The organism is Afipia clevelandensis ATCC 49720 (assembly GCF_000336555.1).
GTDB lineage: Bacteria > Pseudomonadota > Alphaproteobacteria > Rhizobiales > Xanthobacteraceae > Afipia > Afipia clevelandensis.
On the sequence record NZ_KB375281.1, the window covers coordinates 3,076,764 to 3,100,316 of the forward strand.

25 protein-coding genes and 1 tRNA gene are annotated in these 23,553 nt (G+C 63.1%); 13 read left to right on the forward strand and 13 right to left on the reverse strand.

Features of this window, described 5'->3' with window-relative positions; translation table 11 throughout:
- Window positions 1-104 precede the first annotated feature (104 nt).
- The 5 genes from lptB to HMPREF9696_RS14720 all read right to left on the reverse strand — a co-directional run bounded on the left by lptB (window position 105) and on the right by HMPREF9696_RS14720 (window position 3,989).
- Entirely contained in the window at window positions 105-1,199 is a 1,095-nt protein-coding gene (gene lptB / locus HMPREF9696_RS14700) for an LPS export ABC transporter ATP-binding protein (protein WP_002713822.1), read from the reverse strand.
- A 125-nt stretch (window positions 1,200-1,324) separates the two neighbouring features.
- Window positions 1,325-2,020 (reverse strand): LptA/OstA family protein, encoded by a 696-nt coding sequence (locus HMPREF9696_RS14705; protein WP_157170034.1) that lies wholly within the window; start codon window positions 2,018-2,020, stop codon window positions 1,325-1,327.
- A gap of 8 nt (window positions 2,021-2,028) precedes the next feature.
- Window positions 2,029-2,754, reverse strand: a complete 726-nt coding sequence (lptC, locus tag HMPREF9696_RS14710; RefSeq protein WP_002713824.1) for an LPS export ABC transporter periplasmic protein LptC — start codon at window positions 2,752-2,754, stop codon at window positions 2,029-2,031.
- A 137-nt stretch (window positions 2,755-2,891) separates the two neighbouring features.
- Window positions 2,892-3,506, reverse strand: a complete 615-nt coding sequence (locus HMPREF9696_RS14715) for a ribonuclease D (protein ID WP_002713825.1) — start codon at window positions 3,504-3,506, stop codon at window positions 2,892-2,894.
- 93 nt (window positions 3,507-3,599) lie between these two features.
- Window positions 3,600-3,989, reverse strand: a complete 390-nt coding sequence (locus HMPREF9696_RS14720) for a DUF930 domain-containing protein (RefSeq protein ID WP_002713826.1) — start codon at window positions 3,987-3,989, stop codon at window positions 3,600-3,602.
- Window positions 3,990-4,251: 262 nt separating this feature from the next.
- Here HMPREF9696_RS14720 and HMPREF9696_RS14725 point away from each other — a divergent pair, with 262 nt between their 5' ends.
- Window positions 4,252-4,950: an outer membrane protein gene (locus HMPREF9696_RS14725; protein ID WP_210161305.1), complete on the forward strand. Its 699-nt coding sequence runs from the start codon at window positions 4,252-4,254 to the stop codon at window positions 4,948-4,950.
- Window positions 4,951-5,182: 232 nt separating this feature from the next.
- Here the strand turns inward: HMPREF9696_RS14725 and HMPREF9696_RS14730 are convergent.
- Window positions 5,183-5,267, reverse strand: a tRNA-Leu gene (locus HMPREF9696_RS14730).
- Window positions 5,268-5,454: 187 nt separating this feature from the next.
- On the opposite strand from HMPREF9696_RS14730, the gene HMPREF9696_RS14735 reads away from it, so the two are divergent.
- Window positions 5,455-6,423, forward strand: a complete 969-nt coding sequence (locus tag HMPREF9696_RS14735; protein WP_002713828.1) for a complex I NDUFA9 subunit family protein — start codon at window positions 5,455-5,457, stop codon at window positions 6,421-6,423.
- A gap of 124 nt (window positions 6,424-6,547) precedes the next feature.
- On the opposite strand, the gene HMPREF9696_RS14740 is transcribed toward HMPREF9696_RS14735, so the two are convergent.
- A complete protein-coding gene (locus HMPREF9696_RS14740) occupies window positions 6,548-7,354 on the reverse strand; it encodes an undecaprenyl-diphosphate phosphatase (RefSeq protein WP_002713829.1) in 807 nt (268 codons plus the stop codon).
- A 179-nt stretch (window positions 7,355-7,533) separates the two neighbouring features.
- On the opposite strand from HMPREF9696_RS14740, the gene HMPREF9696_RS14745 reads away from it, so the two are divergent.
- Together HMPREF9696_RS14745 and queG are read left to right on the forward strand one after the other, a co-directional pair.
- Complete coding sequence (locus HMPREF9696_RS14745; RefSeq protein ID WP_002713830.1) at window positions 7,534-8,226, forward strand: glutathione S-transferase family protein; 693 nt, start codon at window positions 7,534-7,536, stop codon at window positions 8,224-8,226.
- Window positions 8,175-9,410 carry a tRNA epoxyqueuosine(34) reductase QueG gene (gene queG / locus HMPREF9696_RS14750; protein WP_002713831.1) on the forward strand — a complete coding sequence of 412 codons (1,236 nt, stop codon included), beginning with the start codon at window positions 8,175-8,177 and terminating at the stop codon, window positions 9,408-9,410. Before HMPREF9696_RS14745 ends, queG begins: the two co-directional genes overlap by 52 nt.
- Window positions 9,411-9,498: 88 nt before the next feature.
- On the opposite strand, the gene HMPREF9696_RS14755 is transcribed toward queG, so the two are convergent.
- On the reverse strand, window positions 9,499-9,969 hold the full coding sequence (locus HMPREF9696_RS14755; RefSeq protein WP_002713832.1) for a nuclear transport factor 2 family protein: 471 nt from the start codon (window positions 9,967-9,969) through the stop codon (window positions 9,499-9,501).
- A 20-nt stretch (window positions 9,970-9,989) separates the two neighbouring features.
- Window positions 9,990-10,790: an alpha/beta hydrolase gene (locus tag HMPREF9696_RS14760; protein WP_040301487.1), complete on the reverse strand. Its 801-nt coding sequence runs from the start codon at window positions 10,788-10,790 to the stop codon at window positions 9,990-9,992.
- A 289-nt stretch (window positions 10,791-11,079) separates the two neighbouring features.
- On the opposite strand from HMPREF9696_RS14760, the gene infC reads away from it, so the two are divergent.
- Window positions 11,080-11,619 carry a translation initiation factor IF-3 gene (gene infC / locus HMPREF9696_RS14765; protein ID WP_040302070.1) on the forward strand — a complete coding sequence of 180 codons (540 nt, stop codon included), beginning with the start codon at window positions 11,080-11,082 and terminating at the stop codon, window positions 11,617-11,619.
- Window positions 11,620-11,774: 155 nt separating this feature from the next.
- Here infC and HMPREF9696_RS14770 read toward each other — a convergent pair whose 3' ends face one another.
- Together HMPREF9696_RS14770 and HMPREF9696_RS14775 are read right to left on the reverse strand one after the other, a co-directional pair.
- Window positions 11,775-12,194, reverse strand: coding sequence for a hypothetical protein (locus HMPREF9696_RS14770; RefSeq protein ID WP_002713836.1), 420 nt, complete (start codon window positions 12,192-12,194; stop codon window positions 11,775-11,777).
- 119 nt (window positions 12,195-12,313) lie between these two features.
- Window positions 12,314-12,694, reverse strand: a complete 381-nt coding sequence (locus tag HMPREF9696_RS14775; RefSeq protein ID WP_002713837.1) for a hypothetical protein — start codon at window positions 12,692-12,694, stop codon at window positions 12,314-12,316.
- Between the two features lie 266 nt (window positions 12,695-12,960).
- On the opposite strand from HMPREF9696_RS14775, the gene rpmI reads away from it, so the two are divergent.
- From rpmI to pheT, 4 genes are all read left to right on the forward strand, one after another.
- Window positions 12,961-13,161, forward strand: coding sequence for a 50S ribosomal protein L35 (gene rpmI, locus HMPREF9696_RS14780; protein ID WP_002713838.1), 201 nt, complete (start codon window positions 12,961-12,963; stop codon window positions 13,159-13,161).
- A 65-nt stretch (window positions 13,162-13,226) separates the two neighbouring features.
- The gene (gene rplT, locus HMPREF9696_RS14785) at window positions 13,227-13,586 is read left to right on the forward strand and encodes a 50S ribosomal protein L20 (protein ID WP_002713839.1); all 360 of its coding nucleotides are present in this window, start codon (window positions 13,227-13,229) and stop codon (window positions 13,584-13,586) included.
- A gap of 119 nt (window positions 13,587-13,705) precedes the next feature.
- Entirely contained in the window at window positions 13,706-14,788 is a 1,083-nt protein-coding gene (gene pheS / locus HMPREF9696_RS14790; protein WP_002713840.1) for a phenylalanine--tRNA ligase subunit alpha, read from the forward strand.
- A complete protein-coding gene (gene pheT / locus HMPREF9696_RS14795) occupies window positions 14,785-17,214 on the forward strand; it encodes a phenylalanine--tRNA ligase subunit beta (protein ID WP_002713841.1) in 2,430 nt (809 codons plus the stop codon). Before pheS ends, pheT begins: the two co-directional genes overlap by 4 nt.
- A 191-nt stretch (window positions 17,215-17,405) precedes the next feature.
- On the opposite strand, the gene HMPREF9696_RS14800 is transcribed toward pheT, so the two are convergent.
- Window positions 17,406-18,845 (reverse strand): flavin monoamine oxidase family protein, encoded by a 1,440-nt coding sequence (locus tag HMPREF9696_RS14800; RefSeq protein WP_002713842.1) that lies wholly within the window; start codon window positions 18,843-18,845, stop codon window positions 17,406-17,408.
- A 207-nt stretch (window positions 18,846-19,052) separates the two neighbouring features.
- Between HMPREF9696_RS14800 and HMPREF9696_RS14805 the strand changes: the two genes are divergently transcribed.
- Complete coding sequence (locus HMPREF9696_RS14805; RefSeq protein WP_002713843.1) at window positions 19,053-19,937, forward strand: YiiX/YebB-like N1pC/P60 family cysteine hydrolase; 885 nt, start codon at window positions 19,053-19,055, stop codon at window positions 19,935-19,937.
- Between the two features lie 233 nt (window positions 19,938-20,170).
- A complete protein-coding gene (locus tag HMPREF9696_RS14810) occupies window positions 20,171-20,923 on the forward strand; it encodes a sulfate transporter family protein (protein WP_002713844.1) in 753 nt (250 codons plus the stop codon).
- Between the two features lie 131 nt (window positions 20,924-21,054).
- Here HMPREF9696_RS14810 and nth read toward each other — a convergent pair whose 3' ends face one another.
- On the reverse strand, window positions 21,055-21,813 hold the full coding sequence (gene nth / locus HMPREF9696_RS14815) for an endonuclease III (RefSeq protein ID WP_002713845.1): 759 nt from the start codon (window positions 21,811-21,813) through the stop codon (window positions 21,055-21,057).
- Between the two features lie 81 nt (window positions 21,814-21,894).
- On the opposite strand from nth, the gene HMPREF9696_RS14820 reads away from it, so the two are divergent.
- Window positions 21,895-22,419: a DUF2244 domain-containing protein gene (locus HMPREF9696_RS14820; protein ID WP_002713846.1), complete on the forward strand. Its 525-nt coding sequence runs from the start codon at window positions 21,895-21,897 to the stop codon at window positions 22,417-22,419.
- A gap of 75 nt (window positions 22,420-22,494) precedes the next feature.
- Complete coding sequence (locus tag HMPREF9696_RS14825) at window positions 22,495-23,406, forward strand: methylated-DNA--[protein]-cysteine S-methyltransferase (RefSeq protein ID WP_002713847.1); 912 nt, start codon at window positions 22,495-22,497, stop codon at window positions 23,404-23,406.
- Window positions 23,407-23,553: the final 147 nt, after the last annotated feature.

Consider the following 23,553-nt stretch of genomic DNA (forward strand, 5'->3'; position numbering starts at 1 on the left):
CCCGGAAATTGGTCCGATTCTTGCTTATACTTTTCCAGAGAGCTTGTACACGGCTTGACGTGTCGAAAAGACGGGCCGCAGCAACCGCTCACCATCAAGGTGAATCAGAGCCGGAATTCCTCGCCGAGATAGAGCCGGCGCACGTCCGGGTCGTTGACGATCTCGTCCGGGCTGCCCTCGGTCAGAACCTCACCCGCATAGACGATATAGGCGCGGTCGGTGAGGCCGAGCGTTTCGCGCACATTGTGATCGGTGATCAGAACGCCGATGCCGCGCTGGGTCAGGTGGCGCACAAGTTGCTGAATGTCGCCCACTGCAATCGGATCGATGCCGGCGAACGGCTCGTCCAGCAGCATGTAGCTTGGACGCGAGGCCAGCGCGCGGGCGATTTCGACACGCCGCCGCTCGCCGCCGGACAGCGCTATCGACGGCGATTTCCGCAGACGGGTGACGTTGAACTCCTCAAGCAGTGAGTCGAGTTCGCGCTCGCGCTTGCGCTTGTCGGGCTCGACCACCTCGAGCACCGCGCGGATGTTGTCCTCGACCGAGAGGCCGCGAAAGATCGATGCTTCCTGCGGCAGATAGCCGATGCCGAGCCGCGCGCGCTGATACATCGGCAGTTGCGTGACATCGTGGCCGTCGAGTTCGACGCGCCCGCGATCCGGCTTGATGAGGCCGGTGATCATGTAGAAGCACGTTGTCTTGCCGGCGCCGTTCGGCCCGAGAATGCCGACCGCCTCGCCGCGCCGGACATACAGGCTGACACCGTGCACGATCTTGCGGGTACCGAAACTTTTTTCGACGCCGTGGATCGCGAGATATCCGGCGTGCTGCGCGCGCGGCGCCGCGCCATTGGCCGGTGCGCGAGGACGCGACTGTTCCCGGGCAGGCTCTCTTGCCGGCTCGCGCGGCAGGTTGCGCGGGATCGGCGGCGTATTATGGGTAAAGGCGGACTCGGCAGGCGCAAGCGGTGGCGGCTCGCGAGAGACCGTCGCCATCGCGGCTTCGCGGCGCACCGGCGCAGCGGTCTCGCGCGGCGCGGGAAGCGGCTTCTCGCCGGCGGCCGGTTTGAAAATATCTCCCATCCGCGCGGCAAGCGACGTGATGTCTCCGCGCAGACCGTCCTGACGCGAACGCGCAAAGCCCTGCCGTCCCCGCCCCGGTCCCTTCCGACGAAAGATGCGCAGGAAATCCACCATGCCGCTTCAGTTCAGCCCGCTACTGTTCAGGTCCGGGAAGTGTCGCCTGAGAATGATTGAGTCACGGCGTCTTGCCCACTGCCAAATGGTCAGGGGCGGGGTGATACAGGCACAACGCACAAGGTTCAACCGTGGGGCTTTCGCCCACCAGACAAGTCATTGAGTTTAAGCGGCTTTCCGGTAGCTGGCGAGGGCTGCGCGCCGCCGCCACCACCCTGCTGCGCATTGCTCGGCGCGGCCTGGAATACGCCCTGCACACGCCCGCTATTCGATTCGACCCGGGACACGCCAGTGGTGAGATCGACGACCAGCCGGTCGCCGCGCAACACGTTCTTGTCCTTGGTGAGCAGCACATTGCCATGCATGGTCACCGTGTTGGTGCGCATATCGAACACGCCGCGGTCGCCGGTGACCGTCGAATCCTTTTGCGTGACGACAACGCCGCCCTGCGCCTCAAGCCGCTTGATCGACGAACTGCCCGCGGGTCCCGGTGTCGCCGATTTCATCGCGGACTTCTTGCCCGACTGATCGTTGTCGTAGAACACCACCAGCGTCTTGCAGAGCATGGTGGTGTCGCCCTGCACCACCTTCACATTGCCGCTGAAGGTCGCAGCCTTGTCCTTGTCGCGCATTTCGAGCGAAGCCGCGTCGATCTGAATCGGCTTGTCGCGGTTCTGCGAAAAACCCTGCATGGCATTGGGCACGCCGGTCGCGGTGCTCTGCGCATGCGCCGTATTCGCCGAACACACGATGGCGGCGATCGCGACGGCAGACAGCAGCCGCATCGCGCCGGTGCAGAACGAGTCATGGACTTTCTTCATGGAAAACATCATTTCGCAGCAGCGTCCCGTGCAGGCGCCGTGTTGTCTGTTGAGGCGGGCTGTTCCGGAATCAAGATCATCGACACGCCGCCGTCAAAGCGCACCAGGGCTCCATTCTCCGATATTTTCAGACGGTTCGCATCCAGCGTTCCGTTCAGCAATTTGACGGCCACGGGTTTATCGGAAGTGACCGTGCCACCGCCGAGATCGACGGTCGCCTGTGTGAGCCGCGCTTCATATCCGGTGGAAGATTGCAGGAATATCCTGTCTTTCAGATTCAGCAATTGGGTCTTGGTATCGAACAGGCCGCTTTGCGCATCCATCGTGAGTCCCGTCTTGTCTTCCATCTGCACCTTGGCGCGCAGCTCATGCAGTTCGACATTGTTCGGGTTGGTCACATCCTGCACCGCGGACTTCGCCCAGAGTTCGTAAGGGCGCTGGTCCGGCGTGAAGCCCGCCAGATGCGGTGAACTCATCGTGATCTTGGTACCCGAGACGCCGAGCTTGCCGATGTCGATCGGCAGCTTCGACAGGATCCGGAACGGATTGAACAGTGAAATGCCGATGATGGTGAACATCGCAGCTGCGACAAGCACCGGCACGGCGAGGCGCATCTGGCGCACACGGCGGCTGTGACGCCGCGCTTTCGCGTAGCGCGCATCCGCAGCAGCCTGATAGTTCTGGCCCTGAACCGAATACAACATGTGCTCCGAGACGCCGGATGACCCGGTCATTCTATGCAATGGCCGCGCTTTTGGCAGCCCGCCATTTGCCTCACGCTATCAGGCGCTTACACCGCCCTCGCCATTAGCCCTTGGCAAAGAGCAAAAAAGTGACCGAAACCGGGCAAACTTCGCCGCAAAGGGCCGGATTATGAATGGGCGAAGATGTCGTCGTTTTCCCAGCCCATCAGGTCCAGCTTCGCCCGCGTCGGCAGAAACTTGAAGCAGGCGTCCGCCAGGACGGTGCGATTCTCCCGGGCGAGCATGGCGTCGAGCTTGTCGCGCAGCGCATGAAGATGCAGCACGTCGGACGCGGCATAGGCGAGTTGCGCATCGGTCAGCGTGGCAGCGCCCCAGTCGCTCGACTGCTGCTGCTTTGACAAATCGACACCGAGCACCTCGCGCACCAGATCCTTCAGCCCGTGGCGGTCGGTATAGGTGCGCACAAGGCGCGACACGATCTTGGTGCAATAGACCGGCTCCGGCATCACGCCGAAGGTGTGAAACAGCACCGCGAGATCGAAGCGCGCGAAATGGAAAATCTTGGTGACCTTCGGATCGCCGAGCAGCTTCTTCAGGTTCGGCGCATCGGTATGACCGGCCGGAATCTGCACCACGTCCGCGGTGCCGTCGCCGTTCGAAAGCTGCACCACGCACAGCCGGTCGCGATGCGGATTGAGCCCCAGCGTCTCGGTGTCGATCGCCACCGATTGAGTGTAGCGCGACAGATCAGGCAGGTCGCCGCGATGCAGGCGGATGGTCATGGTCGATCAAAACCCTTGCTATGCAGATCAATCGAATCGGCGCGGCCTAAACTACCGTTCAAACCTCGTGCCGACGAGAGAAAAGCAGGTCCGTCAGCGCCACAGGCCCAGCGAGGCCCATCTGGATTCGGGAATCAGGTCGCCGATCTTGTAGCTGAACGACAGCACCTTCATGTGGTCCGGCGATCCCTTGCAGGCGAAGGAAAACGAATACCACCGCCCCTTGCTGCGGAACGCGCCGCCCTTGCCCGTCACCGTGTCGCCGGCATGAACCGGAAGCGACACGGCATCGGTCTTGGCGCGGTCCGGATGATAGGGATTGGGGTCGCGGTCGATCCGGTTCATCGCCTCGAGATCGCAGACCTGCTCAAGCCGCGTGTCCGGGTCGAGCTTTTTCAGGCTGGCGGCGAACCGCGGGTCTATCGCCAGAGCGGATGTCACCGGCAACAGGGTGACGAGCAGGAGAAGAGCTGTTTTTTTCACGCAAACATCACCCTGTTCTGAAGATCGAATTCGGAGCTTCGCTGCGAATCACGGCCTGTTCTACATGCCGCTGCCTACGGCGCGAACCCCGGAAAACAATCCCAGCATAGGCATTGCTACCTTCCCGAGAACTTTTCCCGTGTTGCGTGAAGGCAACAGACTACCGTTGCAAAAGCTGCCTAATATTAACTTTTATTAACGCATGTATCTGGGGGACGACATGTTCATGAAGGGGACGCTTGCCGGTGTAGCAAGCCTGTTGATGCTGACATCTGCCACGGCGGCCGACATGGCACCGCGCGTGTTTACCAAAGCGCCGGTGATGTCACCGGTTTCCGCCTACGACTGGTCGGGCTTCTATGTGGGTGGGCATCTCGGCATGGCGGGCAGCAAGAGCTGCTTCAGCCAACAGCTTCCCGTTCCCTTCGCTCCCAACGTCGCAGACACCGGCTGCCAGGATGTGCACGGCATCCTCGGCGGCGGCCAGATCGGCTATAACATCCAGTATTCCAACTTTGTCATCGGCGCGGAGTTTTCCGGAAGCGGCCTCGATGTCGCCGGACGTCATGTCCCGCCTGCCAATTCGGTCAACTCGAATTTGACAGTGACGGCCGACACCGATGCGCTGCTGATGCTGACCGGCCGCCTTGGCATGACCTGGAACAACATTCTGGCCTATGTGAAGGGCGGCGGCGCATGGACGCGCAACAGCTATTCCTTCATTGAAGCCAACCAGCCGACGCTCTTCGCCAGCACTTCGCGTTCGGGTTGGACGATTGGAGGCGGAGTCGAGTATGGATTTCATCCGAACTGGTCGCTGGGCATCGAATACAATCATGTCGATTTCGGAAACAGCGACCTGACACTGCGCCCGGGCTGGGTGATCGCGGCCGATCAGACGATCGACATTGTGACCGCGCGGCTCAACTATCGCTTCGCACCGGGATGGAAGCCGTTCTGAACGAATTTTACCGAGACAGGACCTGACTCATGAAGCCCGGCTTTTCGCCGGGCTTTTTTGCGCGTCACGCAGCCGCTCCGCACCTAGAAAGCAGTTCGACACGCGCTTGGAGATTGGCGCAGAACGATCCGTATCGCCGCCCTTGGCGACGAGCGCTCCGTTTTTCCGATGTGGAATAAACCGGCGGCTCAACCGAGCCGGAGCATCAGGATTTCGATCGCTTGAAAATGGATGGTGCCCAGGAAAGGACTCGAACCTTCACGCCTTGCAGCACAGGTACCTGAAACCTGCGTGTCTACCAATTCCACCACCTGGGCAGTGGGCCGGTTAGTAAGGACAGGCCGCGCGCTTGTCAAATTCGGACGCGCCCCGATTCCGAAAGTTTTGCGCGCTTTTTGCACCACGGATGGCGCCGGAATGGCCTATACAGCGCAGGGACGATGGCGTATCGCGGAAACCGGCGCTACCGCCGTCCCGTTAGGTCCATTTGCGCAGGAATCACGCATGTCAGCCCCCATTGATACGCTTGTCACGGTCTTCGGAGGATCCGGCTTTCTCGGCCGGCATGTCATCCGGGAATTGGCCCGGCGGGACTATCGCATCCGGGTCGGCGTCCGCCGTCCGGAACTGGCCGGGCACCTTCAGCCGCTGGGCCGGGTCGGCCAGATTCACGCTGTTCAGGCCAATGTGCGCTATCCGGCCTCGGTGCAGGCGGCCGCGCAAGGCGCCAGCGTCGTGGTCAATCTGGTCGGCATTCTCGCCCAGGGTGGCGCACAGACATTCGATGCGGTTCAGGACAAGGGCGCCGAAGCCGTGGCGCGTGCCGCCGCCGCAATCGGCGCGCGCATGGTGCATGTCTCGGCCATCGGCGCCGATGCGAATTCAGCCTCCGCCTATTACCGCTCCAAGGCGGCCGGCGAAGCCGCGGTCGCCGCGGCGCTCCCCTCGGCCACGATCATGCGTCCCTCGATTGTGTTCGGCCCCGAGGATCAGTTCACCAACCGCTTTGCGGGCCTTGCACGGCTCTCGCCGATGCTGCCGCTGATCGGCGGCGGCCTGACGAAACTGCAGCCGGTCTATGCCGGCGATGTCGCGACCGCCATTGCCGACGCAGTCGATGGCAAGACGAAGGCCGGCGCGACATACGAGCTTGGCGGCCCCGAAGTGATGACCATGCGGCAGATCATCGAGGACATTCTGAAGATCACCCAGCGCGACCGCATGCTGGTGCCGCTGCCATTCGCACTGGCCCGCCTGAAATCATTCTTCCTGCAGTTTGCGCCCGGCGATTTCAAGCTGACGCCCGATCAGGTCGAAATGCTGCGCGCCGACAACGTGGTGTCGGATGCGGCGAAGGCCGCCGGCCTGACGCTGGAAGGCCTCGGCATCACGCCGGATTCTCTGGAAGCGGTGACGCCGTCCTATCTCTGGCGCTATCGCAAGACCGGACAGTTCGCGCACAAGGATGCGTGAGTCGCTTTCCCCTCTCCCGCTTGCGGGGGAGGGTCAGGGAGGGGGCGCGATGTTAATCGTCGCGCAGCAGCCCCCTCTCCACCTCTCCCCCGCAAGCGGGGGAGAGAGCAAATCACGCTCGCTGTTACTTCCCCAGCGCCAGCGCGATCAGGCCGAGCGTGCCGACGATCACGCGCCACCATGCGAATAGCGCGAAGCCGCGCTTGGTGACGAAATCCAGAAACGTCTTCACAACGATGATCGCGGTGATGAACGACACCACAAAGCCGACGGCGATCACCAGTCCATGATCCATCGTCATCTCACCGCGGCTTTTGTAGAAGTCGTAGGCGAACGCGCCGACCATGGTCGGGATCGCAAGGAAGAACGAGAACTCGGCCGCCGCACGCTTGTCCGCGCCGAACAGCATCGCCGCCACAATGGACGCGCCCGAGCGGGAGACGCCGGGAATCATCGCCGCGCATTGCGCGATGCCGATGCCGAGATACATCGGCAGCGAGAAGGTGGTGGCGTCGTGATAACGCGGATTGAGATCCTGCTGATCGACCCAGAGCAGCACCGCGCCGCCGGCGATCAGCGTGAAGCAGACCACCCACGGATTGAACAGCACACTCTTGATGAAGCCGCCGAACAGCAGGCCGAGAATGACGGCGGGAAAAAACGCCAGCAGCACGCCGATGACAAAGCGCCGCGCGGCGGGATCGGAAAACATGCCGACCGCAATGCGCCACAATCTGCCGAAATAAATCACCAGAATCGCGAGAATCGCGCCGAGCTGGATCATCACCGCGAAGGTCTTCCAGAAGTTCTCGCGGTCCAGATCCATGAACCGCTCCACAAGCAGCAGATGGCCTGTGGACGACACCGGGAGGAATTCGGTCACGCCCTCGACGACCCCGAGAACGACGGCCTTCAACAGATCAGCTAGCATCTGGGATTATCCGAAGCGCTGGAGAGTTCCGCGCCCTTGTCGCCCATTCGCCGTGTTGCCGCAACGGCAAATCCGTGAAATGGGGTGGCCGGCAACAGGCGCCCGGCTCCGGTGCCGCCGGGATCGTTAACCGCCCTTCGAGACCCTTTGTTAAACCTAATTCGAGTATCACCAGCCTCATGTTCACACTGTTCCATCACCCGTTCTGTCCGCGGTCTCGCTTCGTGCGGCTGGCGCTCGGCGAGCACGGCCTCGACACCCGGCTCGTGGAAGAACTGGTGTGGGAACGCCGCGAAGCCTTTCTGATGCTGAACCCGGCGGGCGAAACGCCGGTGCTGATCGCCGAAGGCACGCCTGCGATGCCGGGGCCGAGCCTCGCCGCCGAATTCCTCGACGAAATCCATGGCGCGCCTTTGGGCGATCACCGCCTGCTGCCGCGCGCCATGAACGACCGCATCGAGGTGCGGCGGCTGATGTCGTGGTTCAACGACAAGTTCTTTGAAGAAGCCTCGGGCCCGCTGGTCACCGAACGCATCTACAAGCGCTTCATGAAGCCGGACCAGGGCGGCGGCCCGCCCTCGACCGACGTTCTGCGCGCAGCGAAGGCCAATGTGCGCTATCATCTGGCCTATATCGGCTGGCTGGCGCGGACCCGGAATTTCCTGGCCGGCGATCAGCTCACCTATGCCGACTTGGCCGCCGCAGCCCATCTGTCGGCGCTGGACTATCTGGGCGATGTGCCATGGAACGAGGACGACGCAGCCAAGGCGTGGTACGTGCGGATCAAATCCCGCCCGTCGTTCCGTCCGCTCCTGAGCGAGTGGATGGCGGGCGTTCCGGCCTCGGCGCATTACGTGGATCTCGACTTCTGACCACGCCTCCCGATGCGGCTGCACTGAAGGCTGCGCTGGCGGCAGAAGCCCGCGCCAACGGCTTCAGCACCCTCGGCATCGCCGATCCCGCCGCCATCGACGGCGCGCGCGAACGGTTGCAGGCCTTTCTCGATGCCGGCGCGCACGGCGACATGGATTGGCTCGCCAATGAGCCCTCGCGCCGCGCCAGCCCGAAAGTGCTGTGGAGCGAGGTGCGCTCCGTCATCATGCTCGGGATGAACTACGGACCGAATGAAAATCCGCTGGCGCTGCTCGAACAGACAACACGCGGCAACATCTCGGTCTATGCGCGCGGCGACGATTATCACGACCTGATCAAGAAGCGCCTCAAGAGTGTGGCGCGCTGGCTGATCGCACAGGCCGGCGGCGATGTGAAAGTGTTCGTCGACACCGCCGCGGTGATGGAGAAGCCGCTGGCGCATGCCGCCGGTCTCGGCTGGCAGGGCAAGCACACCAACCTCGTCTCGCGCGAGTTCGGATCGTGGCTGTTCCTCGGCGCGATCTTCACCACCCTCGACCTGCCGCGCGACGATGCCGATGTGAATCATTGCGGCTCGTGCCAGGCCTGTCTCGACATCTGCCCAACCAATGCATTCCCCGCGCCGTATCGGCTGGATGCGCGCAAGTGCATTTCGTATCTGACCATCGAGCACAAGGGCGCGATCCCGCGCGAGCATCGCGCGGCCATCGGCAACCGCATCTATGGCTGCGACGATTGTCTGAGCGTGTGTCCATGGAACAAGTTTGCGCAGGAAGGCCATGAAGCGAAGCTCGCGGCACGCGATGAATTGCGTGCGCCTTCGCTCGCTGAATTGTCGCGGCTGGACGATGCGTCGTTCCGCGCGCTGTTCACCAAATCGCCGGTCAAGCGCATCGGCCGCGACCGATTCCTGCGCAATGTGCTGACGGCGATCGGCAACAGCGGCGATATCTCTCTGGCGCCGGAGGCGCGCCGCCTGCTCGATGATCCCAATCCGCTGGTGCGCGGTGCGGCGGTGTGGGCGCTGTCGCGGCTGCTTTCGGATCAGGAATTTTCCGAACTCGCCGCCGCGTCAACCGACCATGACGCCGATGTGCGGAACGAGTGGGAGATGGGACTGCATTCTTCCGGCAACGTCGAGGGAGACTCCCTCTCCCCGCCTGCGGGGAGAGGGTTGGGGTGAGGGGCAAAGCCCTGCACTCGATAAATGCCCCTCACCCGACATGCTGCGCATGTCGACCTCTCCCCGTAAACGGGGAGAGGTGAAACCACTACCTCCCCAAGTGCCGCCGCATCTCCGGGCGCGCCTTGAGCGCCGCGCCCTGCTTGGCAACAATCTTCGCGATGCGCTCCGGCGCGAAGTTCAGGTCGACAAAGGCCGGCGCAGTATTCGCCACCTCGTGATATTCAGCGATCAATCCGTCGCTCAGCGCCATGATTGAAACACCTTCAAATATCGCCCGCGCGCCCTTCGCTTCCGGCAGCGTTGACGTGTAGCTGAACGTATAGCGCGCATAGAGCGTTTTGCCGTCGCTGACCGGATCGTGCATCACCCAGCGAAAATCCGTCGCCGTGCGATAGAACCAGTCGTCGATCATCTGCGCGATCTTTTCGCGCCCCGCGAACGCGCCGTAGAACACATCGTGATAAACGCCGTCCTCGGTGAATAGAGCCGCGAAGCTCTTGCCGTCGCGCTGCTCGACGGCGCGGCAGAAGTCCTGGAGAAGTTTTTCAGCCGGCATGACGTCCTCCTGACTGCTCGTTACCCGTTCGACAACTCGCCGACGGCGCCGATCATGCGCGCGATGTCCTGAGGCCGCGACAGCCGATGGTCGCCGTCCTGCACCAGCGTCAGCACCACGTCGTCGCTCGGCAGACAGTGCGTCAGCGCGAAGGCATGACGCCATGGCACGTCAGGGTCCTGCGCGCCCTGAAGGATTCGCACCGGGCACCCGACGTCGATGGTGCCGCCGAGCAAGAGATGGTTGCGGCCTTCCTCGATCAGGTTGCGGGTGATGGGATAGTCGCCGCCGTACTCGGAGGGCCGCTGCCATACACCCGTGGTCATGATCTGGTCGCGGATCTCCGGCGAGAAACCTTTCCACATCAGCTCTTCGGTGAAGTCCGGCGCGGGCGCGATCAGCACAAGACCGGCGAGCGTCGCGCGCGACGCCGGGCGCTTTGCCAGCGCGCGCGCCAGCAGCAGCGCCATCCAGCCGCCCATGGATGAGCCGACCACCACCTGCGGCCCCGCGCAAAAGGCATCGAACACCCTGAGGCTTTCCTCATGCCACTGTCCGATCGTGCCGTCGGCGAAACGGCCCGAGGACTCGCCGTGGCCGGAATAGTCGAACCGCACATAGGCGCGGCGCTGCGCCACGGCCCAGTCATCGAGCGCCTGCGCCTTGGTTCCCTTCATGTCGGAATTGAAGCCGCCGAGCCAGAACACGCCGGGGCGGTCGCCCTCGCGCTTGCGCACGGCGATGCGCCGTTTTGTTCCGCCCTCGCCAACCTCGATAAAGTCCGGCTCCGGCAATGCGGAACCGCCTGATGGATTACTCATGAAAATTGCCCCGTTCCTAAACAGTTATGGCGGGCCGTCGCGCCGTCCGTCAACGCAACCGCTTGAGGAGACGCGATTGTCGCGCTTGCGGAGCGGGCCATGGGCCTCTATGTGGAGCGGGTCCCGACGAGCGCGCCGACGCCATTTGTCAGGCATTTTACGGTTTCATGGCTGATCCCGCCGATCCGCGGCAGCTTACGGAAAATGCCCCAGAAAGCCCGCGCGCGCTTGCCCGGCGGGCCTTAATCCTTCAAACTGATTGCCTTGTTCACAACACTGGAGAGACCCCATTCGCCGTCCTAACAGAGCTCCGGCTCCCGCCGCAAAAGACGGGCCGCGCATCAACGATGAAATCCGCAATCTTCAGATTCAGCTGATCGACCAGAACGGCACCAATGTCGGGACTGTCGAAACGGCGATTGCGGTGAAAATGGCGATGGAGGCGGGCATGGATCTCGTCGAAATCTCGCCGAACAACAATCCTCCCGTCTGCAAGATTATGGACTACGGGAAGTTCAAGTTTCAGGCCCAGAAGAAGGCCGCTGAAGCCCGTAAAAAGCAGAAGACCGTCGAAATCAAGGAGATCAAGCTCCGCCCGATGATCGATGATCACGACTATGACGTGAAAATGCGGGCGATGCTGCGGTTCTTCGAGGAAGGCGACAAGGTCAAGATCACGCTGCGCTATCGCGGCCGTGAAATGGCGCACCAGGAAATCGGCACCAAGCTGCTCGACAAGGTGAAGGCCGCTGTGGCCGATGTCGCCAAGGTCGAACAGGATGCCAAGTTCGAAGGCCGTCAGGTCGTCATGGTGCTGGCGCCGCGCTAATCCCGATTCCACCGTCATTGCGAGCAAAGCGAAGCAATCCACTCTTATGAAATAAGCTGGATTGCTTCGTCGCTATCGCTCCTCGCAATGACGCACTTCAATAAAAAGGCGCTGCGGTTGCAGCGCCTTTTTTATTTGAAGACTTCGCAACTGCCTTACGCGCGGGTCGCTTCCCAGCGGCCTGAGCATGAGGTGCTCGCGGATTTGCCGCTCCACTGGCCGGAGCCGGAATTGGCCGAGAGCTTGCCGCTGCCGCTGGCCTTCTGGTCGCCGCGCGCGATGGTGACGCTGACCGCGCCGGCATCGCCGACATGGCCGGAAATATCGAAGCTGCCGTCACCGGAATAGCTGACCCGGCCACCCTCGACCTTCACGGGATAGCTGTAGGCCGGATCGCAATTGCCGGACTGGGTGATGATGGTGACGCGCCACGCGCCATCGAACGCCGACCCGGCGCGGGCCGTGGTGGCCAGCATGATGACCGCCGTCAGCATGGCTGCGGCGAACGCCGCAAGGGCGAACAGGCGGAGAGCCGGATTTTCGGAAACAGCAATTGTCTTGGCGCGCGCGGCCATCTCGATCCCTCACATGTGGTGGGTGCTGATCAAGATATAGGCAGATTGTGGCAAGACTTCTAGTGCGACGCAGCAATGGCTGACTATTTTTGAGAATATCTAATAAGTTCAATCATATATTACCTGTGCGCTTCCCAGCGCCCGCTGCACCGGGCGCCATTCAGGAGGCCGCTCCAGCGTCCCGAGCCGGACGCCCCGGACAGCCGCCCGCTGGCCCGGCCGGAGGAGCCGCCGCTCGAGATGGCGACGCTCACGACGCCGTTTCCGCCGATCCGCCCGCTGATCGTGGCCCCGCCGGTGGAGACCAGCCGGCCGCGGCTGACCTGGAGCGGAAAGCTGTAAGCCGCATCGCAGTTGCCGGACTGGGTGACGATAATGACGGTCCAGGGACCGTCGAACGAGGCGGCGTGGACGGGAGAACCGGCGAACAGGACTGCGGCCGCCAGGGCAAGGAGGGCCGACCGTTTCAGGACGCTAAGTGTCGTGATGCTGAGGGTCATGGGACTGGCTTTCCGGTGGGAGCACTTTGCGGATAGTCGCCGAAGCAGTTCCTCACGTTCAAGGGCGCCGTTAATCGTTGCCAATTCCCCGTTCCTCTGCCATAAGCCGAGCCTTCGCCGCCCGGCTGATCAAGGGCTGCCGTGGCGACGTCAATGCCGATTTTCTCCACTCGGGATTAAATCGAGCATTATCAACGCTCTAACGAGCATTTCAGCCGCGAAAGCGCCCCTCGGGCGCTTTTTTCCGTGGCCAGTAGGAGAGCCAAATGCCCAAGCTGAAGACCAAATCGGGCGCCAAAAAGCGCTTCAAAGTGACCGGCACCGGAAAAGTGGTGTCCGCCCATGCAGGCAAGCGCCACGGCATGATCAAGCGGACCAAGAAGCAGATTCGCCAGCTCCGTGGCACGCGGATCCTGTTCAAGACCGACGGCGACAACGTCAAGAAGTACTTCTTGCCGAACGCCTAAGCGGTTCACCGGGCCGCCCTCGCGCGGCCACCTGTTTTCACTTTTCCAGTTGAAGGACATGCATCATGTCTCGCGTTAAACGCGGCGTTACAGCTCACGCCAAGCACAAGAAAGTCTACGACGCCGCCAAGGGATTCCGTGGCCGCCGCAAGAACACCATCCGCGCTGCGAAGGCCGCCGTCGACAAGGCCGGCCAGTACGCGTTCATCGGCCGCAAGCTGAAGAAGCGCAACTTCCGCGCGCTCTGGATCCAGCGCATCAACGCTGCCGTCCGTCCGTTCGGCATGACCTACAGCCGATTTATCAACGGCCTCGCCAAGTCGGGCGTGGTTGTGGATCGCAAGGTGCTGTCGGATCTGGCTATCAACGAGCCGGCGGCATTCCAGGCGATCGCTGAAAAGGCCAAGGCCGCGCTCGCGGCCTAAGTCTTGCCCCTCTTGAACGAGGCCGATGCGACCGGGGCGTAAACCGCCCCGCTCCGTTCGGCTGGGCTGATCGCACCCCGCCGGACGGTTTTGATGAAACCGTTCCGATGGGGCTTTGCATGTCTGATCTCGCCCGACTTGAATCCGAAATCCTCGATGCCATCGCTGCAGCTTCCGATGAAGCCGCGCTTGAGGCCGTGCGCGTCGGCGCGCTCGGCAAAAAGGGCTCGATCTCCGCGCTGCTCTCAACGCTCGGCAAGATGTCGTCGGACGAGCGCAAGACCGAAGGCGCGAAGATCAATCTCGCCAAGGACAAGGTCACCGAAGCACTCGGCGCGCGCCGCGACATTCTCAAGAATGCCGCGCTCGATGCACGGCTTGCATCCGAGACCATCGACGTCACGCTGCCGACCCGCGAGACACCCGCCGAGCAGGGCCGCATCCATCCGCTCTCGCAGGTCTGGGACGAACTCGTCGCCATCTTCGCCGACATGGGATTCTCGGTGGCGGAAGGTCCGGACATCGAGACCGACGATTACAACTTCACCAAGCTGAATTTCCCGGAAGGCCATCCGGCGCGGGAAATGCACGACACCTTCTTCTTCAACCGCAAGGAAGATGGTTCGCGTCCGCTGCTGCGCACGCACACCTCGCCGGTGCAGGTGCGCACCATGCTGAGCCAGAAGCCGCCGATCCGCGTGATCTGCCCGGGCCGCACCTATCGCATCGACAGTGACGCGACCCACACCCCGCAATTCCATCAGGTCGAGGGCCTTGTGATCGACAAGGGCTCGCATCTCGGCCACCTGAAATGGATTCTCGCGGAATTCTGCAAGGCGTTCTTCGAGGTCGACAACGTCACCATGAAATTCCGCCCGTCGTTCTTCCCGTTCACCGAACCGTCGCTGGAAGTCGATATCCAGTGCCGCCGCGACAAGGGCGAGATCCGGTTCGGCGAAGGCGAGGACTGGCTGGAGATTCTCGGCTGCGGCATGGTGCATCCGAATGTGCTGCGCGCCTGCGGCATCGACCCCGATGTCTATCAGGGCTTCGCCTGGGGCATGGGCATCGACCGCATCGCGATGCTGAAATACGGCATCAACGACCTGCGCCAGATGTTCGAGAGCGACACCCGCTGGATCAATCACTACGGCTTCAAGCCGCTGGATGTGCCGACGCTGGCGGGAGGGCTGTCGTCATGAAATTCACCCTCTCCTGGCTGAAAGAGTATCTCGACACGGACGAGCCGCTCGAGAAAATCGCCGACAAGCTCACCATGATCGGGCTTGAAGTCGAGCACATCGACGACAAGGCCAAGGCGCTGGCGCCATTTGTCATCGCAAAGGTCATCTCCGCCGAGCAGCATCCGAATGCGGACCGCCTGCGCGTCTGCATGGTCGATTACGGCCAGGTCGCGAATGGCGACAAGCCGCTCCAAGTGGTCTGCGGCGCGCCGAACGCGCGCGCTGGCCTGATCAGCGTGTTCTCGCCGCCCGGCACCTACATTCCCGGCAAGAACATCACCCTGAGCGTCGGCACCATTCGCGGCGTCGAAAGCCACGGCATGCTGTGCTCGGCGGCCGAGCTTGAACTCTCCGAAGACCACGACGGCATTATCGAGCTTCCTGCCGATGCGCCGGTCGGCAAGGTCTATGCAGAGTGGGCCGGCCTCGGCGATCCGGTGATCGAGATTAACCTGACGCCGAACCGTCAGGACTGCACGGGCGTTCATGGCATCGCGCGCGATCTCGCCGCCGCCGACATCGGCAAGTTCAAGGATCAGCCGCCGAAGCAGATCACGGGCGAATTCCCCTGCCCGGTGAAAGTCACCATCGAGGACGAGACGCTGTGTCCTGGCTTCGCGCTGCGTCTTGTGCGCGGCGTCAAGAACGGCCCCTCGCCGGAATGGCTGCAGCGGCGCCTGACCTCGATCGGCCTGCGTCCGATCAATGCGCTGGTGGACATCACCAACTTCATGACCTTCGACCGGGCGCGCCCGCTGCATGTGTTCGACGCCAAGAAGGTGAAGGGCAATCTCATCGTGCGCCGGGCGCGCAATGAGACCGTGATCGCGCTCGACGGCAAGACCTATGCGCTGGACGACAGCGTCTGCGTCATCGCCGACGAGCATGGTGTGGAATCCATCGCCGGCATCATGGGCGGCGAAGCCTCCGGCTGCGACGAAAACACCACCGACGTGCTGATCGAATCGGCGCTGTGGAACGAAATCAATATCGCCCAGACCGGCCGCAAGCTCGGCATCAATTCGGACGCGCGCTATCGTTTCGAGCGCGGCGTCGATCCGGCCTTTATGGTGCCGGGCCTTGAGATGGCGACAAAACTCGTCATGGATCTGTGCGGCGGCACGCCGTCGGAGATCACGGTCGCGGGCCGTTCGCATGGCGACGACCGCATCATCGAATTCCCTCTCAGCGAGGTGAAGCGCCTTGCGGGCATCGAGGTGCCGTTGCCGCAGGTCAAATCCATTCTCGCCCATCTCGGCTTCATGATCGCGGGCACAGGCCCGGTGGTGAAGGTCGCGGTGCCGTCATGGCGGAGCGACGTACACGGCAAGGCCGACATCGTGGAAGAGATCGTGCGCATTGTCGGCGTTGACAGCGTGCCGCTGACGCCGTTCGAGCGCGGCGACGCACCGCGCAAGCCGGTGCTGACCCAGCTTCAGCTTCGCACCCGCCGCGCCAAACGGGCATTGGCGGCGCGCGGCATGCTGGAGGCCGTGACATGGTCGTTCGTCTCCAAGACGCAGGCCGACCTGTTCGGCGGCGGCCAGCCTGACCTCGTCCTCGCCAATCCGATTGCATCCGACCTCTCCGACATGCGCCCCTCGCTGATCCCAGGCCTGATCGCGGCGGCACAGGCGAATGCGGATCGCGGCTTCGGCGATGTGGCGCTGTTCGAGGTCGGCCAGATCTTCAAGGGCGACAGGCCCGAGGACCAGTTCGTGGCGGCGAGCGGCGTGCGCCGCGCGCAGGCCTCAAGCAAAGGCATCGGCCGTCATTGGTCCGGCAGCTTCACGGTTGACGCGCTGGACGCCAAGGCCGATGCGCTCGCGGTGCTCGCCGCCGCAGGCGCGCCGATGCAGGGGCTGCAGATTGTCTCCGCCAAGGAGTCGAAAAACTTTCCGGCATGGCTGCATCCCGGCCGCTCCGGCGCGATCCAGATCGGCCCACAGAATGTGCTTGGGTACTTCGGCGAGCTGCATCCCCGCGCGCTGGAAGCCCTGAAAGCCGACGGCCCGCTGGTCGCGTTCGAGGTCATTCTCGAGCGCATCCCGGATGCCAAGGCCAGGCCGACCCGCGCCAAGCCGCTGCTGGAGCTGTCGCCGTTCCAGCCGGTGTCGCGCGACTTCGCATTCATTGTCGATCGCAGCGTCAAGGCGGGCGACATCGTCCGCACCGCGCAGGCCGTCGACAAGAAGCTGATCACCGGCGTGACCGTGTTCGACGTCTATGAAGGCAAGGGCATCGACGAAGACAAGAAGTCCGTCGGCATCGCGGTGACGCTGCAGCCGCGTGAAAAGACCCTGACCGATCAGGAGATCGACGCGGTCGCTGCGAAGATCGTAGCGGACGTGACGAAGAAGACCGGCGGCACGTTGCGGGGGTAGATCTCTCCTTCACCTCTCCCGTGGGGAGAGGTGGCCCGGTGAAGCTCGCATGGCGAGCGAAGACGGGCGGGTGAGAGCGTAGAATCTCTCGATAGATTGAGAGCCCCTCACCCCACCCTCTCCCCACAGGGGAGAGGGAGCCGATCTCGCCTGATGCGATATCGAGGAAGAATTCAGGTCAACGACGAACATCAATTCCGCGGCCAGAGCACGCCGCGCGGGCCTGTTGGCAACGGCTCCGCCGTCGCGCGGGTGCGCGTCCGCTTCTTCTTCGCGGGGGCTTCCGCGACCGGCGCGGCCTTGAGCGCGCCGATCTTGCGCAGCGCCGCCTCCGCCGCGCGCTCGCCGCTTTCCCACGCGCCGCCGACGGTGCCCCACTGGGTTTCATGAACGGCGTCGCCGGCGAAGAATACGCTGCCCATCGGCTCCATCAGCACCTTACGCGCAAGCTGGCCGCCCGGAGACGGTGCCGACATCGCGCCGAACACATAGGGCATGTCGTTCCAGCGTGTTGCCGTGGTGCGTTTGGCCATGGCCTTGACGTCGGAGCCGAACAGCTTGGTCAGCCATTCCGACGCAAAGGCCACCATCGCCGCCTCGCCCTTCGCCGACAGGTCCGCGCCGAACGATCCGGCGACATCGACCTGGCACAGCGACGAGCCGCCGGTATTGGCAAGCAGGAATCCCGTCGCGCGGTCCGCGCTCTGTTCGATCACGATGTCGTCACGCGACAAGCCGAGCGGATTGCCCGGCAGTTCAAGCGCGATGTGATCGTAGCTGCCGAGCATCAGCTTCGACGCCGCATCCTGCTGGCGCTTCGGCAGTTCCGGAGAAAACCTGATCTTGCCCGAGAGCAGCGCGTTGGTGGATGCCGTCAGGATCACGGCTTTCGCAGTCATGGTGCCCGCCGATGTTTCGATCTGCGCGTCCTTGCCGCTCCACGCGATGCGCGTCACCGGCGTTGCGAGCACAACGGAAAGACCATCGCCGAGTTTGGCGATCAATGTGCCCAGGCCCTGACGGCACGCCAGTGGATTGTCGCGCGGCGCCATGGCTGCAAGATCGAGCGCGGAAAGGCCTTTCAGGTCTCGTCCCGTCGGCTGCGTGCCGAGAACGAAATCCGTGGTGCCGGCCCAGACGCCGAGATCCTTCGGCAACCCCTCCGCCGCCGGCATATCGGCCTTTCCGCGCACGGCGTCGCCGATGGCGCGGTTGGCGCGCACCAGGGTGGCGAGAAAATCCTCAGCCTCGCCCGCGCGCGCATTGCGGCGGCCGATCCGGATACGCTGGCCACGCGGGGCCGGCATCAAGTCCATCCCGGCGCCGCGCGCCAGTTTTGCGATCGGGCTGCTGTCCGGATTGTAAAGCCAGCGTGCGCCCCGGTCGAACGGTACATCGAACGCGGATGTGTCGGTGGCACAGCGCCCGCCGATGGCGGAGGCCGCCTCGATCACCACCACCTTGCGGCCGGCGGCCGCGATGCGGCGCGCCGCGGCGATGCCAGCGGTACCGGCACCGATCACAACCACCTCGGCATCACGCGGCAGGGGTGCGGCGAAGGCACGCGCCATGAACGACGACGCCATCACCGCGGATGAGCCGGCCAGGAGGTCGCGCCGGGTAATTGTCATGTCATGGTTTCCAGAATTCGACCAAAAACGGGGGTGCGGGGCGAAATTGCCGTATCATGAGGCTTCCGGCAACGGTCATGGTGAATGTTTGATGAGCTGCGCTCTTGACGCATGAACTAAATTGAAATTGCTTTCGACCAAACTGGGTCAAGGCAAAACAAGCCAACAAGAAAGCGGCCGGAATGCGCCGCTCGGGGGGAAGAACCCATGGGCTTCGTACTCGATACCGTCGGCAAGATCATTGCCGGTTACCTCCAGAAAGAGGTTCCGGGCTATGAACCGTTTACGCCAAGCGATCCGGAGCGGCTGCGCGGGCTGATCGAACCCGGCGACGTGCTGCTGGTCGAAGGCAACAACCGCGTCTCCGGCATCATCAAGTACCTCACCCAGTCCACATGGTCGCACGCGGCGCTGTATGTCGGCCCGGTCGACGGCGCGAGTGAGCCCGATGGGGAACAGCATGTGCTGATCGAAGCCAATATCGGCGAAGGCGTCACCTCCGCGCCGCTGTCGAAATACTTTTCCTATCACACCCGCATCTGCCGCCCGGTCGGATTGTCCTACGAGGACCGCACCACCGTCTGCCGTTATGCGATCAACCGCATCGGCTTCGGCTACGACACAAAAAACATTCTGGACCTGATGCGCTTTCTCATCCCGCTGCCGATCCCGCAGCGCTGGCGGCGGCGCATGATCGCGCTGGGCTCGGGCGATCCGACCAAGATCATCTGCTCGGCGCTGATCGCACAGGCCTTCGGCGCAGTGCGCTATCCGATCCTGCCCAAGATCACGCAGGCGGCCAGCCGTCAGGCGCGGCGCGAGATTCTGCACATCCGCGATTCCTCGCTCTACATGCCGCGCGATTTTGACATCTCGCCCTATTTTGAAATCGTCAAGCCGACCATCGTCCGCGGCTTCGACTACACGGCCCTGCACTGGGCCGACACGACCAGGCCGTCCCCGGAGGTGGCGGACGAGACCGATCCCTTTCCAGAGGGAGTCTTCCAAACGCCAGAGGCACCGCTCGCGCCTGTTGCGGCGTTTGAGCAGGATCAGACGGAACGCAAGCCGTCGTCCGAACTCGTTGCCTGAGCAGGACTCCGACCTCGAGCGGAGCGGATAAATCCGGGATGTCGTCCCCGCGAAGGCGGGGACCCATCAGCCCTATACGGCGTACAGGCAAAGAACGTTGCAACAATCATCGACAACGTGAATTCAGTGGTTATGGGTCCCGGCCTGCGCCGGGACGACATGCTGCAAGATCACCACTTGCCAGACACACTTCCCGTACTTAACTCTCGCCGGGTTTGATGGAGGGAAGACCCATGCTCGACGCCGCCACCAAGGCGCTGTCCCAGATCCTGTCGCAGCCGATGCGCGCCATTTTATGGAAGTCCGTCGGCCTTGCTTTGGTGCTGATTGTCGTGACCGCCGTGAGCCTGCAGCGGCTGCTGAGCTGGCTCGCCGGATCTGGCGAGGTCTGGGCGGAGACCATGGCCGGCTCCGACTATCACACCCTCATCACCATCATTTCGTGGATCGTCTCGATCGCGGCCGGACTCGGCATCGTGGTCGGCGCGGTGTTCCTGATGCCGGTGATCACCTCGCTGGTCGCCAGCGTATTCGTTGACGACGTCGCCGACATTGTCGAGCGCGAGCACTATCCCGCAGAAATGCCGGGCAAGGCGCTGCCGATCGGGCTCGCCATCACGGAAGGCGCCAAGACGGCGCTTCTGACTGTTCTGGTTTACATCGTCGCGCTGCCCTTCGTGCTGTTCGCAGGCGCGGGCTTCATCGTGTTCTTCATCGCCACCGCATGGCTGCTGGGTCGCGAATATTTTGAACTCGCCGCGATGCGCTTCCGCACGCCGGAAGAAGCGAAACTGCTACGCAGGCAGAACAGCGCCGCTGTGTTCACGGCGGGACTGTTCATCGCCGCCTTCGTGTCGATCCCGATTGTGAATCTGGCGACTCCGCTGTTCGGCATGGCCTTCATGGTCCACATGCACAAGAGGCTGTCCGGCCCGCGGCCCGAACTGCTCGAGCCGATGCGGCGGACCGGTGTGCCGAGCGTGTGAACCCTTCTCCCTCGCCCCGTTCTTACGGGGAGAGGGTCGGGGTGAGGGGCTTGCATGGGCATCTCAAGATGCCCCTCACCCGGATCGTTTCACGATCCGACCTCTCCCCGCACGCGGGGAGAAGGTGAAGATCACACCGTCTTCTCCGGCCAGCGGCAGAGATCGTTGATGATGCAGACCTCGCAGCGCGGCCTGCGCGCGATGCAGGTGTAGCGTCCGTGCAGGATCAGCCAGTGATGCGCATGCCGCGCGAACTGCGGCGGCACGATCGCGAGCAATCCAAGCTCCACCGCCAGCGGCGTCTTGCCGGGTGCCAATCCGGTTCGGTTGCCGACGCGAAACAGATGGGTGTCCACCGCGATGGTCGGCTCGCCGAATGCGATGTTCAGCACCACATTTGCGGTCTTGCGCCCGACACCGGGCAGCGCCTCCAGCGCCGCACGGTCGCGCGGCACCTCGCTGCCGTGAAGCGCGATCAACTGTTCTGAAAGAGCGATGACGTTCTTCGCCTTGGTCCGGTAAAGCCCAATGGTCTTGATATAGTCGCGCAGCTTCTCCTCGCCGAGCGCCACCATTTTCTCCGGCGTATCCGCCACCGGAAACAGATGCCGGGTCGCCCGGTTGACGCCAACATCGGTCGCCTGTGCCGACAGCGCCACCGCCACCAGCAGCGTGTAGGGATTGAGATGTTCCAGTTCGCCCTTGGGCTCCGGATTGGCGCGCTGAAAGCGAGTGAACGCCTCGATCACCTCGGCTTCGGTCCAGGGTTTCGGCTTGGCCGATTTTTTCCTTATTGGCTTTGCCGATCCCGATTTCGCTGCCTTGGGCGCTCGCGTGGCCGGACGTTTTGCCGGAGATTTTGAACGGGACGGGATCGCCTTTTTTGCCATGATCCCGGTATAGGCACGATCCGGAAATGTGGGAACAGGTTTTGGCGGCGGTCGCGCCGAAAATGCGTTAAGGTGGCTCCCATGAGCGACAACGATCTCGATCACCACCGGCAGATCGCCGACACCGTGCTGTTCAGCGCGCGGCTGACGCCGCATCGCTCGCTGAACCGCAATGGCTTCATGGCGCTGATGATCTTTGTCACCATTGTGAGCTTCGCGGCGGGCGTCGCGTTCCTGCTGATGGGCGCATGGCCGGTGTTCGGATTCTTCGGCCTCGATGTCCTGATCATCTACTGGGCGTTCAAGCTGAACTTCCGCCACGCCAAAGCCACCGAGGACATCGTGGTGACGCCGTACGAAATTTACGTCCGGCGTGTCAGCCATCGCGGCCATGCGATGGAATGGACGCTCAATCCGATGTGGGTGCAGCTCGAGCGCAAGGAAGACGACGAGTTCGGCATCGAGAAACTTTATCTGGTATCGCGCGGGCGGCGCCTGTCCGTCGGCGGGTTCCTTGGTCCGGATGAAAAGGCAAGTTTCGCCAGCGCCTTGCAAGCCGCGCTCACCACCGCCAAGCGCGGCCCGACCTACAATCCGGTAACCTGACGAAAACAGGAAACGGGTGGCTGCGCCGCCGCAGGCGGCCTAGATCATGATGGACACCGCATAACGGATGCCTTCATGATGACCAACGCGATGAAAGAGTTCTCCCTCGACGATCTGCATCTCGCGCGCCCTTCCAAACAGGGCGCGGCGCTGCGCGACTACGACTCCGTGCGCCGCGCGATCGGATTCATCTCCGAACAATGGCGCACACAGCCGACCATCGAGGCGATGGCGGACGCGGCACATCTGACGCCCGACGAGCTGCATCATCTGTTCCGCCGCTGGGCCGGCCTCACACCGAAAGATTTCATGCAGGCGCTGACGCTGGATCACGCCAAGCGCCTGTTGCGTGATTCCGCCAGCGTGCTCGATGCCGCCTACGACTCCGGTCTGTCCGGGCCGGGGCGGCTGCATGATCTGTTCGTCACCCACGAAGCCATGTCGCCCGGGGAATGGAAGAAGGGCGGCGAAGGCATGGTGCTGCGCTATGGCTTTCATCCCTCGCCGTTCGGCATGGCTGTGGTGATCACCAGCGAGCGCGGCCTTGCGGGTCTTGCGTTTGCCGATGAGGGCGAAGAAATGCCGGCCCTGGCCGACATGCAGCGGCGCTGGCCGTTGGCGACCTATATCGAATCGTTCGCGGAAACCGCGCCGTTCGCCAAACGCATCTTCGATTCAACACAATGGCGCGCGGACCAGCCGCTGCGCGTGGTGCTGATCGGCACCGACTTTGAAGTGCGGGTGTGGGAGACGCTGCTGAAAATTCCGATGGGCCGCGCCTCGACCTATTCGGATGTCGCCTGCAGGATCAATTCGCCGAAAGCGTCGCGCGCCGTCGGCGCGGCGGTGGGCCGCAATCCAATTTCGTTCGTCGTGCCCTGCCATCGCGTGCTCGGCAAGAGCGGCGCGCTCACCGGCTATCACTGGGGCATCACTCGCAAGCGCGCGATGCTCGGTTGGGAAAGCGGACAGGCGGCGGGGGAGTGATCTATCGACCGGTGAATCTTTCTTTCCCTCTCCCCTTGTGGGAGAGGGTGGCGAAGTTGAGCGGAGCGAAACTGAGCCGGGTGAGGGGTTATTTCCTCGCTTGAGCACGAACCCCTCACCCGCCCTCGCGTTGCTCGGGCACCCTCT

Excerpts from the sequence above, each read along its gene's own strand:
- lptB (WP_002713822.1), bottom strand. The coding sequence starts at position 1,199 with ATGGTGGATTTCCTGCGCATCTTTCGTCGGAAGGGACCGGGGCGGGGA.
- HMPREF9696_RS14705 (WP_157170034.1), bottom strand. The coding sequence starts at position 2,020 with ATGAAGAAAGTCCATGACTCGTTCTGCACCGGCGCGATGCGGCTGCTG.
- lptC (WP_002713824.1), bottom strand. The coding sequence starts at position 2,754 with ATGACCGGGTCATCCGGCGTCTCGGAGCACATGTTGTATTCGGTTCAG.
- HMPREF9696_RS14715 (WP_002713825.1), bottom strand. The coding sequence starts at position 3,506 with ATGACCATCCGCCTGCATCGCGGCGACCTGCCTGATCTGTCGCGCTAC.
- HMPREF9696_RS14725 (WP_210161305.1), top strand. The coding sequence starts at position 4,252 with ATGCTGACATCTGCCACGGCGGCCGACATGGCACCGCGCGTGTTTACC.
- HMPREF9696_RS14735 (WP_002713828.1), top strand. The coding sequence starts at position 5,455 with ATGTCAGCCCCCATTGATACGCTTGTCACGGTCTTCGGAGGATCCGGC.
- HMPREF9696_RS14740 (WP_002713829.1), bottom strand. The coding sequence starts at position 7,354 with ATGCTAGCTGATCTGTTGAAGGCCGTCGTTCTCGGGGTCGTCGAGGGC.
- HMPREF9696_RS14745 (WP_002713830.1), top strand. The coding sequence starts at position 7,534 with ATGTTCACACTGTTCCATCACCCGTTCTGTCCGCGGTCTCGCTTCGTG.
- HMPREF9696_RS14755 (WP_002713832.1), bottom strand. The coding sequence starts at position 9,969 with ATGCCGGCTGAAAAACTTCTCCAGGACTTCTGCCGCGCCGTCGAGCAG.
- HMPREF9696_RS14760 (WP_040301487.1), bottom strand. The coding sequence starts at position 10,790 with ATGAGTAATCCATCAGGCGGTTCCGCATTGCCGGAGCCGGACTTTATC.
- HMPREF9696_RS14770 (WP_002713836.1), bottom strand. The coding sequence starts at position 12,194 with ATGGCCGCGCGCGCCAAGACAATTGCTGTTTCCGAAAATCCGGCTCTC.
- HMPREF9696_RS14775 (WP_002713837.1), bottom strand. The coding sequence starts at position 12,694 with ATGACCCTCAGCATCACGACACTTAGCGTCCTGAAACGGTCGGCCCTC.
- rpmI (WP_002713838.1), top strand. The coding sequence starts at position 12,961 with ATGCCCAAGCTGAAGACCAAATCGGGCGCCAAAAAGCGCTTCAAAGTG.
- rplT (WP_002713839.1), top strand. The coding sequence starts at position 13,227 with ATGTCTCGCGTTAAACGCGGCGTTACAGCTCACGCCAAGCACAAGAAA.
- pheS (WP_002713840.1), top strand. The coding sequence starts at position 13,706 with ATGTCTGATCTCGCCCGACTTGAATCCGAAATCCTCGATGCCATCGCT.
- pheT (WP_002713841.1), top strand. The coding sequence starts at position 14,785 with ATGAAATTCACCCTCTCCTGGCTGAAAGAGTATCTCGACACGGACGAG.
- HMPREF9696_RS14800 (WP_002713842.1), bottom strand. The coding sequence starts at position 18,845 with ATGACAATTACCCGGCGCGACCTCCTGGCCGGCTCATCCGCGGTGATG.
- HMPREF9696_RS14805 (WP_002713843.1), top strand. The coding sequence starts at position 19,053 with ATGGGCTTCGTACTCGATACCGTCGGCAAGATCATTGCCGGTTACCTC.
- HMPREF9696_RS14810 (WP_002713844.1), top strand. The coding sequence starts at position 20,171 with ATGCTCGACGCCGCCACCAAGGCGCTGTCCCAGATCCTGTCGCAGCCG.
- nth (WP_002713845.1), bottom strand. The coding sequence starts at position 21,813 with ATGGCAAAAAAGGCGATCCCGTCCCGTTCAAAATCTCCGGCAAAACGT.
- HMPREF9696_RS14820 (WP_002713846.1), top strand. The coding sequence starts at position 21,895 with ATGAGCGACAACGATCTCGATCACCACCGGCAGATCGCCGACACCGTG.
- HMPREF9696_RS14825 (WP_002713847.1), top strand. The coding sequence starts at position 22,495 with ATGATGACCAACGCGATGAAAGAGTTCTCCCTCGACGATCTGCATCTC.